Consider the following 15,229-nt stretch of genomic DNA (forward strand, 5'->3'; position numbering starts at 1 on the left):
CGGCGAGACCGCCCAGTGGCCCGAGGCGCGGCGGGAGTTCGCCGCCGGGGCTGCGGCCTACAACCAGTTTCCCGCCGTGTGGCGCGCCCGGTTCGCCCGGGCCGACGCCAAGGCTGCGCTCGCCCTGGACGACCTGGACGGCGCGCGCACGCGCATCCGCATGGTCCTGGACGAGGACACCGACGCGGTCGAAGAGCTCAGGGCTCGCCTGTTGCAGGCCCAGTTGGCCGAGCAGGAGGGTCAGACCGGGCGAGCGCTCCGCATCTACCAGGCGGTCGCCACCGCCCCCCTGGACCACATCGCCGCGCCCGCCCTGCTGGCGGCCACCCGAATCCGCTTCGAAGAAGGCGCCATCACCCCGATCCAGGCGGCGGCGGCCTATGACAGCCTGAGGTTCCGCTGGCGGGGCGACGCCACCGAACTGGCCACCATCCGCGCCCTGGGCCGCCTCTATCTGACCCAGGGTCGCTATCGCGAGGCGCTGGAGGCCCTGCGCTCGGCTGGCCAGCGGCTGCCGGACCTGCCGGAGGCCATCGGCCTGCAGGCCGACCTGTCAGCCGCGTTCCGCGCCCTGTTCCTGGAAGGTCTCGCCGATGGGTTGGAGCCGGTGCAGGCGCTCGCCCTGTTCTTCGACTTCAAGGACCTGACGCCCCTCGGCGTCGATGGCGACATGATGGTCCGCCGCCTGGTCCGTCGACTGGTGGACGTCGATCTCCTGAGCCAGGCGGCCGACCTGCTGTCCTACCAGGTGGATCATCGCCTGGACGGCGTGCCGCGCGCCCAGGTGGCCACCGATCTGGCCCTGATCTACCTGATGGATCGCCGACCCGAACAGGCCCTGATCGCCATCAACGGTTCGCGTTCGACCGTGCTGCCCAACGCCCTGAATCGTGACCGCCGGCTGATCGAAGCCCGTGCGCTCTCCGATCTCGGGCGGCTCGACCACGCGCTGGAGGTTCTGACCCGAGATGACTCGGCCGAGGCCCGCGACCTGCGCGCCGAAATCGTCTGGAAGCAGAAGGACTGGCCCGAAGCCGGCAAGCTGTTCGAGGCCTCCCTGGGCGAGCGCTGGAAGACCCAGGCGCCGCTCTCCATTGAGGACGAGGGCAAGCTGCTGCGGGCTGGCGTCGCGTTCAGCCTGGCCGGCGACGACGAGGCGCTGGCCCGGATGGAGACCCGCTATGCGCCGTTTCTGGACGAGGCCCGTAATCCCGAGGCGCTGCGGGTGGCCCTGACCGGGGTGGCCACGGGCCGCATCGGGGTCGGCCAGTTCGGCCGCATGGCAGCCGACAATGAGGCCTTCTCAGGCTGGGTCGCGCGCATGAAGGAAAAGTTCCGTCAGGCCGCTCCCGACGCCGCCAAGACCGCCGACGCCGGCGCCCCGCCCAAGCAGGGTTAGCCGAGCCGGCGGGCCTTCTCCCGCAAGCTTCACAAAGACGACATGGACTTCGGCTAAAGCCGCCGGGCAGTTTACCGGCAACTTTCGCCGCCCGCCTGGCCGCATGGCCAGTCGCTCCCCTGCGAGCGCTTCTGCGGACGTTCCTGAACCAGGGCTTAGAGGCTGCATCAGACTCAAATCCGCGGCGTGACCGCTTGAGCCGCCGCGCCTGCGTGGCGGGTGGGGGATGACTATGGTCCATTTTAGTTCGACGGGGTCTCGCGGCCTCATGCTGACAACCGCAGCCCTGGTGGCCGCCTTCAGCGCCCCGGCGGCCTGGGCGCAGGCGTCGCCGGCGCAGCTCGCCGGGATGGTGCGCCAGGCCCAGACCGGCGCGCCGCTGTCAGGCGTGCTGGTGCGTATCGAGGAGACCGGCCAGACCGCCGTGACCGACTCCGAGGGCCGCTATCGGTTCGGCGCCCTGGCGCCGGGCGCCTACAGCCTCACCCTGCAGTATCTGGGCCTGCCGACGGGGCGTGAGACCTTGACCCTCACAGCCGGCGAGAGCGCGGACAGGGCCTCCACCCTCGGCGACGCCGCCGTGTCCGAGTTGGTGGTGGTCGGCCAGCGCGCCGCCCAGGCCCAGGCGCTGAGCCGCCAGTTCGCCGCCGACAATATCAGCAACATCGTTTCGGCCGACCAGGCGGGTCGCTTCCCCGACCTGAACGCTGCGGAATCCCTGCGCCGCATGCCCGGCGTCTCGGTCCAGCGCGAGGTCGTCGCTGGCGAAGGCCGCTACGTCTCCATCCGCGGCTTGGACAGCGGCCTGAACAACACCCAGATCAACGGGATGAACGCCGCCCAGCCGGAGAAGGAAAACCGGCGGGTGCCCCTGGACATGGTCCAGACCGCCGCCCTGTCTTCGATCACCGTCCACAAGACCCTGCTGCCCGACCATGAGGCCGACGGCATCGGCGGCGCCGTGGTGCTGGAAACCGCGACGGCCTTCGACTTCGCCGGCCCCGTCCTCGACCTGACCGTGAGCGGCTTCCACCATGATCTGGCCGGCGAGATGAGCCCGATGATCCAGGCGACGGCGGCGCGCCGGTTCGGCGACCAGCAGCAGTTCGGCGTGTTGGTCTCGGCCGCCTGGTCCAAGCGCAAGACCCAGGGCTTCGTCTTCTACAATGACGAGGACTATTTGGCCTATGTCGAGGACGATCCGGGCGCCGGCGTCACGCCGCTCCAGTTCCACCTCACCCAGTACGAGGATGATCGGGAAAACATCTCGGCCAACCTGGCGCTGAACTGGGCCGTTTCCAACGCCACCGAGCTGACCTTCAAGGGCAGCTATAACCGGCTGTATGACCAGGAACTCAGCCGCGCCCTCTATTTCGAGGCGGGGACCGACGAATATGACGACGACGGCGCCCTGATCCTGACCGAGCCGGGCACGGCCTCGATCTTCAACCAGTATGAGGAAACCGAGCTCACCCAGCAGTCCTATGTGCTGAGCGGCGTGACCCACAGCGGGGCCTTCACCTACGAATATGGCCTGGGCTTCTCGTCAGGCGTGCGCAACGAGCCCTTCGACAACGAGGTCGCCTTCGAGGTCGAACTGGACAGCAACCTGCTGGGCTACGACCTCTCGGGAGACTTCCCCCGGCCAAACCTGTCGGCGGCGGATGTCGCCCGCATCGCTGATCCTTCGGGTTATGAGCTCGGCTACAACGACATCGACATCGATGATCAGGAAAACAGCCGCTACGCCGCCCACCTGGACATCACCTATGAGCCGGCCTCCGACTGGCTGCGCAGCGTAAAGGTCGGCGCCAAGGCCGAGCGGTCCAAGCGCGTGCTGAAAGAGGGCAATGTGATGGAGTTGGAAGGGCCGCTCAGCCTGACCGACTTCGGCGTCGGCCCGCTGGTGGATGTCTCGGTCACGGGCGCGCCTTATCCCGCCTTTCTCTCACTCGATATCGACCAGGTTAAGGCCTGGCGCGCCTATTCGCAGCGGCTGGTCGCCACCGATCCTGACTTCGAGAACGCCTATGTCGAAGACGGGGTGATCCCGCTGGACGCCGACAGCTATGAAAGCCGCGAGGACGTCTTCGCGCTCTACGGCATGGCCAAGGCCGACTGGGGCGCGTGGGAGGTGATCGGCGGCCTGCGGGTGGACCATGCTCGGGTGGAGTCGGACAATTGGGAGGCGATCGAGCTGGAAGGCGCCGACCCGCAGTTCCGCCGCATCACCGGCAAGGCCGACTACACCAGCTGGCTGCCGCGGGTTCAGGTCAATTATCGCCCGTCCGATGACCTGGTGTTCCGCGGCGCCTTCTTCACCTCCATCGCCCGGCCCGAGCCGCTGTTCATCTCTGGGGCGACCGAGATCGAGGAGGACGACGGCGAGGTCGATGTCACCATCGGCAATCCGGGCCTGAAACCGGCCTATGCCTATAATTTCGACCTGGGCGTGGAGCGTTACTTCGGTTCGATCGGGGTGATCTCGGCCGGCGTCTACTACAAGCGTATCGAGCGCTTCATCTTCAGCGGCATCGCCATCGAGGCCGAGGGCGACCGGGCCCGCTTCGAGAACGATCCCCGCCTGGTCGGCAAGGTCATCGACGACATCGTCACCTACGCCAATGGTGAGGACGCCACCGTCTATGGGGCGGAGTTCAACCTGGTCCGGCAGTTCATCGAACTTCCGGGCGCCTGGAATGGACTTGGGGTCTACGCCAACGCCACCTTCCAGAGGAGCGACGCCGATACGGGCGTGGAAGGCATCGAGGGCGGCGACTTCTTCAACGCGCCGGAAACGATCTTCACCGGCGCGGTCACCTATCAGAAGCATGGGGTCGAGGCGACGCTGGCCTATGGCTGGCGCGACAGCCAGGCCGTGCGCTTCTCCAGCTATGGGACCCGCATCGTCGAGGAGCCCTATGGCTCGCTGGACGGACAGTTCCGCTACGCCCTGACCCCCAAGGCGCGGATCTTCGTCAACGCGGTCGACCTGCTGAACGACGGCGACCAGCCGATCGTCGATGAGCGCTACGGCGAGGGCTCGTCCTATCTGGAGGGCGCCACCTATAGCGGGCGCACGGTGACCTTCGGCGTCAACTACCGCTTCTAAGACCCCACAGGGAGACCATGATGGACTGGCCGGAGCGGGTGTTTAACGACAAGGGCCGCGCCGCTCCGGCGCGGGCGAGACGAGGGGAGCCGATCTCTGCGCTCATTGACCGCCGTCGCCTGTTGCTGGGGGCGGCGGCGCTGTCCCTGGCGCCCGTCGCAGCGGCTGCGGCTGACGGGCTGGGCTTTCGGCCGCTCTCGCCCTCGATCGGCCCGCGCGAGGCCGTGGCCGAAGGCTATCGGCGGGCCATCGTCCTGCGCTGGGGCGATCCCCTGTGGTCGGACGCGCCGCCCTTCGACCCGAGCCGCCCGGACGCCCGCGCCGCCGCCCGCCAGTTCGGGTTCAACAACGACTTCACCGCGTTCCTGCCCCTGGAAGACGACGATCCCGACCGCGGCCTGCTGGTGGTCAATCACGAATACCCCAACCCCCACCTGATGTTCGCAGGCCTTCAGGAGTCGACCGCCGCAGCGGAGATGAGCCTGGAGCAGGTGCAGTTCACCATGGCATCCTGCGGGATGTCGGTGGTCGAGTTGCGCCGGACTGAAGGCGCCTGGGCGCCTGTGGTGGACAGCGCCTTCAACCGCCGGGTCACGGGGACCACCCCGGTGCGCATATCCGGCCCTGCGGCGGGACATGCCAGGCTACAAACCTCGGCCGATCCCAGCGGGACCCGCGTGCTCGGCACCCACGACAACTGCAACGGCGGCGTCACCCCCTGGGGCACGGTGCTGTCGGGGGAGGAGGGCTCGGCCGACTTCTTCGGCGGCGAGGTTGGCGGCCATCCCGATGCGGCGCATCTGGCCCGCAATCACTATGCCGATCTGGAGCCCCACGGCCGCTATGGCTGGGCCCGGGCCGATCGCCGCTTCGACATCAACCATGAGCCGAACGAGCCGAACCGCTTCGAATGGGTGGTGGAGATCGATCCGTTCGACCCCGACGCTGCGCCGGTGAAGCGGACGGCGCTGGGCCGTTTCGCCCACGAGGGCGCGCAATGCGCCCTGGCGCCGGACGGCCGCGTGGTCGTCTATCTCGGCGACGACTGGGAATATGAGTACTGCTACCGCTTCGTCACGGCGCAGCCGTTCGATCCGAACCATCGCGCGGCCAATCGCGACCTGCTGGACGAGGGCGTCCTCAGCGTCGCTCGGTTCTCGGCCGAGGGGGCGGTGGACTGGCTGCCCCTGGTCTACGCGACCGGCCCCCTGACGGCGGCGAACGGCTTCCACAGCCAGGGCGACGTGCAGGTCGAGACCCGCCGCGCGGCGGACCTGCTGGGGGCCACGCCGATGGATTCGCCCGAGGGCTATCTGCCGGACCCGAAGACCGGTCGCATCATCATCGCCCTGACCGGCGCCGGCGAGGATCGGACCGCGGGGACCAACGCGGCCAATCCCCGGCAGGGCAACGTCGCGGGCCACCTGCTGGAGCTTGTCCCGCCCGATACGGGCCAGGGACCAGACCACGCCGCCGACAGCTTTACCTGGAGCATCTTCGCCCTCTGCGGCGATCCGGCCGAGCCTGGAGAGGGCGCACGCTTTCATCCTGACGCCGGCCCCGAGGACTGGTTCGAGGCGCCGGACAACCTGGCCTTCGACGCGGCGGGCGATCTCTGGGTCTGCACCGATGGTCCCGGCCGGCGGAACCACGACGGGCTCTGGGTGATGGCCACCGAGGGCGAGACCCGCGCCTGGCCGCGGCTCTTCTACTCGCCGCCTGCAGGCGGCGAGTGCTGCAGTCCGGCCTTCACCCCAGACGGCTCGGGCGTGTTCGTCGCCATCCAGCATCCGGCCGAAGATAAGGCGTCGCTGGCGGAGGTGACGGCGCGGTGGCCGGACGGCGATCCTACCCTGCCGCCGCGGCCCTCGGTGATCTTTATCAGCCGCACTGACGGCGGCCCGGTCGCCGATGACCGCGCCTGACTTCGGCGGGATCGACCGGCGCGGCCCACGAATCCTTTGACCTGCCGCGGTCCTCCGTGGCTTCGTCGCCAAAACATATCAGGGCGGAGGAGGCCGGAGCGATGGCGCAGTTCGGAAGCTATCAGAACGAGATCTATGGGCTCGGCCTGCGCGGCGTGCTGCCATCCTTACCGGTGGACTATGCGACCCTGGTCAAGCGCGCCACGGCGGCGATGCCCGATCATGTGCTGAACTATGTCCAGGGCGGCTGCGGGGACGAGTTCACCCAGGACCAGAATGCGGAGGCCTTCCACCACTGGGGCATGGTCCCGCGGATGATGGTCGAGACCGGGACCCGCGACCTTTCGGCTGACCTGTTCGGCCACACCTACCATTCGCCGCTGTTCATGGCGCCCATCGGGGTGACCGGCATGTGCAGCCAGGACCAGCACGGGGACATCGCCGCGGCCCAGGCCTCGGCCATGACCGGGGTGCCCATGGTGGTCTCGACGCTTGGCAACGACACCCTGGAGGAGGTAGCGCCGCATCTGGGCGACACGCCGGGCTTCTTCCAGCTCTACACCCCGCGCAACAAGGACCTGGCCGAGAGCCTGATCGCCAGGGCTGAGGCGGCCGGCTATCGCGGGATCATCGTCACCCTGGACACCTGGGTGACGGGCTTCCGGCCCCGGGACCTGAACGCCGGCAACTTCCCGCAGCTGCGCGGCCATGTGCTCAAGAACTACACGGCCGATCCGGTCTTTCAGAAACTGCTCGGCAAGGACGCCTCCGAGTCGCCGGCCGAGGCCGTGGCGCTGTGGGGCTCGCTGTTTGGCCGGCCCATGCTGTGGGAGGACATCGCCTGGCTGAAGTCGGTGACCAAACTGCCGATCATCCTGAAGGGCATCTGCCATCCGGACGACGCCCGCAAGGCCGTCGATCGGGGCGCCGACGGCATCTACTGCTCCAACCACGGCGGCCGGCAGGCCAATGGCGGCATCGCGGCCATCGACATGCTGCCCGATGTCGTGAAGGCCAGCGGCGATGTGCCCGTGTGGTTCGACTCCGGGATCCGCTCGGGCTCCGACGTGGTCAAGGCGCTGGGCATGGGCGCCGCCGCCGTCGGCGTGGGCCGCCCCTTCGTCTATGGCCTGGCCCTGGGCGGCGCAGCCGGCGCGGCCCACGTCCTGAAATGCATCCTGGCCGAGGCCGACCTCTTCATGGCCGTGAACGGCATGCCGACCCTGGCCGACCTGAAGCGTGAAGGCGTGCGGCGGCTCTGAGCGCCGCCGCAGCCGGGCCTATTCGGTGTAGAGCGTGCGCAGGCGTTGGATGTCCGCCGCATCCACATCGAGTTCGGCGGCCAGGTAGCCTTCGACGCCGCCATAGCGCCGGTCGATCTCGGCGAAGAAGGCCTCGAGATAGGGGCGCTCGACACCACCCAGAACCTCCAGGACCTCTGGCGGCATCCCGGCCATGGGGCCGGCGTCGCCCGACATCCTGTGGTGCTGGTTGGACAGCAGGAAGTCCTCGATCACCGTCTCCCGCGGCACGCCCAGGGCCGAGAGGATCAGCGCGGTCTGCACGCCCGTGCGGTCCTTGCCAGCCGAGCAGTGGTAGAGGATGGCCCCGTCGTCGCCCTGCAGCAGTTCGGCGAAGACGGCGCGGAACTGGCCCTTATGGCTGTCGACCACGGCGGGATAGAAAGACGTCATCGCTGCACGGACCTTCTCGGCCGAAGGGCCGTCGGCGAAGGCGGCCATGAAGGCGGAGATATCCATCTCGTAGTCGAGGCTGGCCATGGTCGCGCCGGTGTCTGGCCAACGGGTCGGCTCCGAACGACGCTCATCCACCGAGCGCAGATCATAGACATACCGGATGTCGAGATTGCGGATCTTCTCCAGATCCTGCGGCGTCAGGCCCGACAGGGCGGCAGAGCGGTAGATCTTGCCCCAGCGGACAAACCGGCCGTCGGTGGTCTCATAGCCGCCGACATCGCGGAAGTTCATGGCCCCGTCCAGCGGCACCAGCCGCTCGGCCAGGCGGTAGCGGGTTCCGTCCGCCGCCCGCAGGATGAAGTACTGGCGGGCTGCGGCCGAGGCCGGCGTCAGGCTGTGGCGGCCGTCTGCATCGGCCTTCGAGACCAGGGTCATCTGATCCAGCGGCGTCTGGGCGCCCTGGCCCATGAAGACGTCGACCGCCGCGCCGTTGGTCTCGGTCCAGGACAGGGCCAGGGCGCCGTCCTCGGCCCTGTGGGCCTCGGCGTTGACGATGGCGGCCTGGGCTGTTCCGGCGAAGAGCCAGAGCGCGGAAATCAGGGCGCCGCGGCGGGCGATCGATCGCATCATGTTGGAGTCTCCAGGTCAGTAGGTGAAGCGGACGCCGGCCATCCAGCGGGCGCCGATCTGTTCGACTTCCGTCGGGAATTCCTCGGAGCCCTCGTAGGCGACATAGACCTCGTCGGTGAGGTTATTGGCGTCGAGGAAGACGGTGAGGCGCTCGTTGACGGCGTAGCGCAGGGAGAGATCCAGGCTCTCGGTGGCGGCCCGGAACTCGCCCGAGCCGAGGCCCCCGATGGTGTCCTGCCAGTCGTCGCGCCACTGGTAGCTCAGCCGGGCTGAGAGGCCGTACTTCTCGTAGAAGACCGAGGTGTTGAGGATCCGCTCCGAGGTCCCGGGGAACTGCTCGGTGACGCCGTCCTGCGTCTCGAAGTCGCCCTTCAGGAAGGTGACATTGCCCTGGAAGCCCAGGCCGCTCCAGGCGCCCGGCAGGAACTCGAACTGCTGCAGATAGGCCAGTTCCAGGCCGTAGAGCTTGCCGCGCCCGCCGTTCAGGGTGGTGGTGTAGTCATAGCCGGTGCGGTCGACGCCCGCGGCGTCGAAGCGGTCGTCCGTCACCTTTGACACCGTGTCGTAGAGCACATTGTCCACCGATCGGTAGAAGGCACTGACCGAGGCCAGGCCCGCGCCGGGCAGGTAGCGCTCATAGGCGCCGTCGAAGCCGATGGTGCGTTCCGGCTCCAGGGTCGGGTTGCCGCCGGTGACGCTGGCGCCCACGTCGTTGATCGCGGCCCCGGCCCTGACGGTGCCGAAGGACGGACGCGCGATGCCGGTGGACAGCGCCAGGCGCAGGACGGTGTCGGCGTCCAGGTCGTACTTCACATTGATGCTGGGGAAGATCGAGGTGTCTTCGTTCTCGTAGGAGACAGGGGTCGAGACCGCGCCGGCGGTCAGGAAGCCGTCGATGGTCTGCTCGAAACGCTCCACACGGGCGCCGGCGACGATCTGGGCGGCGCCGATCTCCCACCTGGCCGAGCCATAGGCGGCCAGCAGCTGCTCGCCGATCTCGTAGCGGTTTTCCGGGGCGTCGCCGGCGGCGGGATTGTAGAGCCCGGCCGCCTGCAGGCGGTCCAGCAGGCCCATGAGGTCGCGCCGCATGGCCTTGTTGTCCAGATAGTTGACGTCGAAGCCGCGGGCGAAGCCGGAGATCCAGGGCTGGTCGGTTACGTAGTCCGCGGCGCTGAAGCTGGCGCCGATCCGCGGCAATACCTGCGGCAAAACCACGGTGTTGCTCTGCGACAGCAGGTTGCCGGTGACCTCGCGGTCATCATACTCGACGCCCAGGCGCAGGGTGACCGGCGTGGCGCCGAACATCGCTTCGCGGGCGGCGTCGACCTTGTAGACGAAGGACTCCGAGGTCACCGCGCCTTCCAGCGGAAGGGCGATGTTCACCGGGAAGGCGGTCTGGTTCAGGGCCGATTGAGGCGCGCCGCTCACGAAGCTGCCGGCCGTCGCGCCGGGGATCGTCGTCGCCAGGGAGATGGTCGGGAACTTGGCGTCGCTCTTGTCATAGGTCAGCGAGGCGCGCTGCAGGTTGGAGCCCTGCTGGGCGAGGATCAGCGGCAATTCGGTGGTGTTTTCGGTCTCGGTGTAGTTGAGCCGCCACTCAAGGTCCCATTGGTTCAGCCGGTGGTCGCCGCCAATGGTGTTCAGCCAGTTGGAATTGCCGTAGTGGCCGTCATTGAACGAGCCGCGATAGGGCACGCCCACCAGGTCGCCGCTATCGAAGCCGCGGGTTCCGCTGAGCGCGGAGGTCAGCTGGAAGACGTACTGGTCGCGCTGCTCGTTGTCCTTGAACTCGGTATAGAGGCTCTTGGCGAACAGGCGGTGATCGTCGTTCGGGCGGTATTCAACGCCGAACAGACCGCCATTGCTCTCACGCACCAGCCGGTAGCTGCGGATATCCAGAATGGTCGGGCCGACGTCGTCATAGGCGAACTCGCGGTTGTCGGTCACCTGTTCGCGGCTGTAGTGCGAGCCGGCGATGATCACGCCGAACTGGTCGCCAGACCAGGAGGCGCGCGCGGCATACTGCTCCTGCTGGCCACCGCCCAGGTCCATCTCGCCCAGGCCGACATCGCCGGAGAGGCTGAAGCCGCTCTTATCGAAGGGCGAGAAGGTGCGCAGGTTCACCCGCGCCACAATGGCTTCGGCCGAGAGGTCCGGCGTCAGGGACTTGTTGACCTCAAGCGCGCTTAGGATCACGGCCGGCACGGCGTCGAAACGGAAGGCGCGCTGACCGCCGCCTTCATCCACGCCGATGGCGTTGATCCCATCGATGGAGACGCTGGTCCAGCGGTTGGGCGCGCCGCGCACCTGGATGTAGCGCTCCTGGCCCTGGTCGCGCTGGACGGCGACCGAGGGGATGCGGGCCAGGGCGGCGGCGGAGTTCTGGTCCGGGAACTGGCCGACCGTGTCGGCGGCGATGACGCTGACCAGGTTCTCAGCATTGCGCTGTTCGGCGATGGCGGCGCGCTGGCTGCCGACGATCGAGCCGGTGACGACCAGTTCGTCGACCTGGGCGTCCTGCGCCACGGCCAGGCCGGCCCAGAGAAACGTTCCGCCCATCAGGGTCGACGCGAAGAGAATGTGTTTGCGAGTCACGAGATTGCCCCACCCGAGAAAATGTGAGGCTCACCTATCATTTCGAACGATTGTACAGATTGAAGGTCCTGTGAAACTTTCGCGAACTATCGTTGATGAACGCGCGCCGGACGGCATAATGAGGGCGGCCGGATCCTTTCTGTGGCGTGCCCTTCGACTCAACTAAAACGATCGTACAGGGATGGCGATTGCCCTGTGAGGTGCATATGCTGTCAGCCATGCCCTCGACCGCCGCCTCGCTCTCCGCCCGTGAACGACTGATCGCCACAGCCGCCGAACTGCTGGCCACCGGCGGTCTGCGCAGCGTCACGGCGCGGGCCCTGGCCGACCTGACCGGGCAGAGCGCGTCTGCGGTCAACTACCACTTCGCCGGTCGCGAGGGCCTGCTGGCCGCCACCTTCGAGGCGGCCGCCGAACGGGTGGCGCATATGCGGGCGGCATGGGCGGCCAGCCTGCGCGCCGGCCCGCCGCCTGAGGCCTTTGCAAGCTGGTTCGCCGCCTTCAACCTGCAGCGGGTGGCTGCGGCGCCGCCCTTCCTGGTGCTGCGCGAGATGCGGCACGACGCGGCGCGATCGCCGGCGCATCGAGGGCTGGCGCGCCACGAACTGGAGGCGTCAGACGCCTTCTGGCGGCAGGCGACGGCGGCCTTTCAGCTGCCGCCCGGGGCCGCGGAAGCCTGCGCCGATTTCGCCGAGGCGATCCTCGGCATCCATGGCGGCCCCCCCGACCATCCCGACCAGACCGCCTGGCTGATCGAAAGCGTCAACCGCCACTGCGCTCGGTTGCGTGGGGCGCGGGGGGCGACATCGGGTTGGGATGGCTGGCGCCAGCTGGCCCGTTCCCGGGCCGGTCTGATCGATCGTGTCGAGGCGCCTCCGGCCGGCGGCGCAGGACGCATCGCCGCGGCCGCCGCCGAGGTGCTGGGACGGGACGGTCTTGCGGGGCTCACCCATCGCGCGGTGGCCGCCGAGGTGGGTCTGTCGCTGGCCGCGGTCAGCGGCGCCTTCCCGTCGCGGGTCAGCCTGGTCCGCGCGGCCTTTGATCATCTGATCGCCTCCATCCACACCGTCCGGGGCGGGGTGGTGCCAGATCCCGGCGACCGCCGGCCGATTGCTGAACTGGCTCAGGAGATGGCTGAAGCCCTTTTCGACGCCGAGGGCGCGGCGCCAGCGGGTCTGCTGGCCTTGGACGAACTGCTGAGCGCGGCGATCCGCGAGCCGGACCTGCGCCGGGACGCCGAGGATCTCAGGGCCTCACGGGGGGAGAATTCCGCCGTGCTTCTCCTGCGCATGAGCCACGCCACCGACCCCGTGGACGGCCTCGACGCCCATATCCTGTCGATCGTAGCCACCGGCGCCATGCGCTCGGCCTATGCTCTTGAGCCGGAGATGCGACGCGCCTGGCTCGCCACGCGCATCACGGCCTCGATCACGGCGCTGTTCGGATAGCCGGAGGCGGCACTGCTAGCCGCCGCCGGCGCCGCGCTGAAAGCTCTCGACCAGGCTGCCGGCGACCAGGCGCCAGCCGTCCACCAGGACGAAGAAGATCAGCTTGAACGGCAGGGAGATGACCACGGGCGGGAGCATCATCATGCCCATGCTCATCAGGACGCTGGCCACCACCAGGTCGATGACCAGGAAGGGCACGAAGAGCAGGAAGCCGATCTCGAAGGCCCGTTTCAGCTCCGAGATCATGAAGGCCGGGGTGACGATGCGCAGGGGGAGTTCCTCCACCGTGTCCGGCTGTTCGATCGCCGAGAGGCGGACAAACAGGGCCAGGTCTTCCCGGTCGACCTGGGACAGCATGAAGGTCTTCACCGGAGCGCCGGCGGCCTCGAAGGCCTGGGGCAGCTCCATCTCCTGGTCCAGCAGGGGGCGGATGCCATCCTCGTAGGACCGCTCGAAGGTCGGCGCCATGATGATGGCGCTGAGGAACAGGGCCAGGCTGATGATCACCGCATTGGGCGGGCTCTGCTGCAGGCCCAGCGCCGTGCGCAGCAGGGAGAGCACGACCACGATCCGCACGAAGGAGGTGGTCATGATGACGATGGACGGCGCCAGAGACAGCACAGTCAGCAAGCCGACCAGCTGCACCACCCGCTCGGTCAGGCCCGCGCCCGTGCCCAGGTCGATGTTCACCGCCTGGGCGTGAGCCAGGGTCGGCCCGATCATGCTGACCAGGGTGACGAGCGCCGCCAGGCCGGCGGCGCGGCGCCAGTCGGCGGCGGGCAGGGCGGTCAGGCTGCGAAGGAATGCGCGCATCAGACGTCGGCCTTGGGCTTGGGGGCTTTGCGGCGGGGCGGCTTCGGGGTCGGGTCGGGGCGGGGCGGCGCATTCAGCACCTGACCTTCGCCCAGCAGCAGGAGCTTTTCGTCGCCGTCGCAGGACACCAGGACCAGCCGACGGCTGGGATCGAGCACCAGGGTCTCCACGACGGCCAGCCGGCGCTCGGCGCGGTGGGGGGCCAGATGGCTCATGACGTCGGGGCCGAACCGGCGCATGGCCACGGCGGCCAGGCCGATGAGGCCGACCGTGATAGCGAGAGCGAAGACCGCCCGGGCGAAACTGGCGAAATCCATGGGCGCACCTGTCCGGCGAACGGGCGCCGGTCTTGGGCCACGGTTTGCCGCAGACACTCTTAAGGAGCGATTAACCCTGTTTATTCACCATGTTGGGCATGAACCTGGCCGACATCCCATTGTTCTCGATGCTGCGCGGCCGCATGGGCCATCTGGGCGAGCGCCAGCGGCTAATCGCCCAGAACGTCGCCAACTCCGAAACCCCGGGCTACCAGCCGCACGACGTGAAGGCCTACAGCTTCCAGGCCCAGGTGCGCGGCGTGCAGATGGCCCAGGCCGGCGCGCCGGCCCGCACCCAGTCCGGACACCTTAGCGGCACGGTCAATCGCACGGCGGCCTCGGCGAGCTTCAAGGCGGTCCGCACCAAGGATTCCGAGACCACGCTCGACGGCAATTCCGTGGTTCTGGAAGAAGAGATGATGAAGATGTCGGAGGCCCGCATGGCCTATGACGCCGCCGTCGGCTTCTACCAGAAATCCCTCAACCTGCTGCGCACCGCGGCCCGCCCGCCTGGGCGCTGATCTGCGGAGGATGACCGATCATGGCTGAGATCAAGACCACCCAGGGCGCGGCCCAGGCCATCGCCGCCTCGGCGCTTCGGGCGCAACAGGCGCGCATGCGGGTCATCGCCGAGAACCTGGCCAACGCCAACTCCACCTCCCGCGAGGCTGGCGGCGATCCCTATCGCCGGCAGGTGCCGGTGTTCGAGCCCAGCCGCATCGATGCAGGGCAGGGGGTGCGGATGGCCAAGGTCCAGGCCGACCCGAGCGAATTCCGCACTGAATACGAGCCCGGTCACCCTTCGGCCGACGCCGCTGGCTATGTGAAGCTGCCCAACGTCAACACGCTGGTGGAGGCGATGGACATGCGCGAGGCCCAGCGGGCCTATGAGGCCAACCTGAATGTTATCGAGACGGCGCGCGCCATGGAGATGCGCGTCCTCGACCTGCTCAAGCGCTAGGGACCCCTAGGCCATGATGACCCCGCTCGCCGCCGCCAAGGCCTATGCCGCCACGCAAGGCGCTGCGCTTCCCTCCGTGGGCGGCGGCGCGGCCGCCGGGGGACCCGACTTCGGCGCCATGCTGAAGAACGTCATGGAAGAGACGGTGCAGACCTCGCGCACCGCCGAGACCCAGATGGCCGCCCACGTCCAGGGCAAGGCCCAGCTGGTGGACGTGGTCACCGCCATCTCGGCTGCCGAGACCAGCCTGGAGACGGTCATGGCCGTCCGCGACCAGGTAATTTCGGCCTACCAGGAAATCCTGCGGATGCCGATCTAAGCCGCCAGAGCCT

11 protein-coding genes and 1 pseudogene are annotated in these 15,229 nt (G+C 68.3%); 8 read left to right on the forward strand and 4 right to left on the reverse strand.

The window, feature by feature from the left end; translation table 11 throughout:
* The 4 genes and pseudogenes from V7702_RS02455 to V7702_RS02470 form a co-directional block, all read left to right on the forward strand.
* Positions 1 to 1,399, forward strand: a pseudogene (locus V7702_RS02455) (endoglucanase); the annotation flags it as partial.
* 268 nt (positions 1,400 to 1,667) lie between these two features.
* Positions 1,668 to 4,511, forward strand: coding sequence for a TonB-dependent receptor (locus tag V7702_RS02460; protein ID WP_335648559.1), 2,844 nt, complete (start codon positions 1,668 to 1,670; stop codon positions 4,509 to 4,511).
* Positions 4,512 to 4,528: 17 nt separating this feature from the next.
* Complete coding sequence (locus V7702_RS02465) at positions 4,529 to 6,436, forward strand: PhoX family protein (RefSeq protein WP_335648560.1); 1,908 nt, start codon at positions 4,529 to 4,531, stop codon at positions 6,434 to 6,436.
* Positions 6,437 to 6,537: 101 nt separating this feature from the next.
* Positions 6,538 to 7,698 (forward strand): alpha-hydroxy-acid oxidizing protein, encoded by a 1,161-nt coding sequence (locus V7702_RS02470; protein ID WP_335648561.1) that lies wholly within the window; start codon positions 6,538 to 6,540, stop codon positions 7,696 to 7,698.
* A gap of 18 nt (positions 7,699 to 7,716) precedes the next feature.
* Here the strand turns inward: V7702_RS02470 and V7702_RS02475 are convergent, their stop codons facing one another.
* Complete coding sequence (locus V7702_RS02475; RefSeq protein ID WP_335648562.1) at positions 7,717 to 8,763, reverse strand: tyrosine-protein phosphatase; 1,047 nt, start codon at positions 8,761 to 8,763, stop codon at positions 7,717 to 7,719.
* A 15-nt stretch (positions 8,764 to 8,778) separates the two neighbouring features.
* Positions 8,779 to 11,358 carry a TonB-dependent receptor gene (locus V7702_RS02480; protein ID WP_335648563.1) on the reverse strand — a complete coding sequence of 860 codons (2,580 nt, stop codon included), beginning with the start codon at positions 11,356 to 11,358 and terminating at the stop codon, positions 8,779 to 8,781.
* A 206-nt stretch (positions 11,359 to 11,564) separates the two neighbouring features.
* On the opposite strand from V7702_RS02480, the gene V7702_RS02485 reads away from it, so the two are divergent.
* Positions 11,565 to 12,806 (forward strand): TetR/AcrR family transcriptional regulator, encoded by a 1,242-nt coding sequence (locus V7702_RS02485; RefSeq protein WP_335648564.1) that lies wholly within the window; start codon positions 11,565 to 11,567, stop codon positions 12,804 to 12,806.
* A 15-nt stretch (positions 12,807 to 12,821) separates the two neighbouring features.
* Here V7702_RS02485 and fliP read toward each other — a convergent pair whose 3' ends face one another.
* The gene (fliP, locus tag V7702_RS02490; protein WP_335648565.1) at positions 12,822 to 13,619 is read right to left on the reverse strand and encodes a flagellar type III secretion system pore protein FliP; all 798 of its coding nucleotides are present in this window, start codon (positions 13,617 to 13,619) and stop codon (positions 12,822 to 12,824) included.
* Positions 13,619 to 13,936, reverse strand: a complete 318-nt coding sequence (locus V7702_RS02495) for a flagellar biosynthetic protein FliO (protein ID WP_335648566.1) — start codon at positions 13,934 to 13,936, stop codon at positions 13,619 to 13,621. Before V7702_RS02495 ends, fliP begins: the two co-directional genes overlap by 1 nt.
* A 98-nt stretch (positions 13,937 to 14,034) precedes the next feature.
* On the opposite strand from V7702_RS02495, the gene flgB reads away from it, so the two are divergent.
* From flgB to fliE, 3 genes are read left to right on the forward strand one after another with little or no spacing between them, the layout of a single operon-like run.
* Positions 14,035 to 14,457: a flagellar basal body rod protein FlgB gene (gene flgB / locus V7702_RS02500; protein WP_300574177.1), complete on the forward strand. Its 423-nt coding sequence runs from the start codon at positions 14,035 to 14,037 to the stop codon at positions 14,455 to 14,457.
* Positions 14,458 to 14,477: 20 nt separating this feature from the next.
* Positions 14,478 to 14,897, forward strand: coding sequence for a flagellar basal body rod protein FlgC (gene flgC, locus V7702_RS02505; protein WP_335648567.1), 420 nt, complete (start codon positions 14,478 to 14,480; stop codon positions 14,895 to 14,897).
* Between the two features lie 13 nt (positions 14,898 to 14,910).
* Positions 14,911 to 15,216, forward strand: coding sequence for a flagellar hook-basal body complex protein FliE (gene fliE / locus V7702_RS02510; protein WP_300574171.1), 306 nt, complete (start codon positions 14,911 to 14,913; stop codon positions 15,214 to 15,216).
* Positions 15,217 to 15,229 lie beyond the last annotated feature (13 nt).

Origin of the sequence: Phenylobacterium sp., from assembly GCF_036963605.1 — a bacterium.
Lineage (GTDB): Bacteria > Pseudomonadota > Alphaproteobacteria > Caulobacterales > Caulobacteraceae > Phenylobacterium.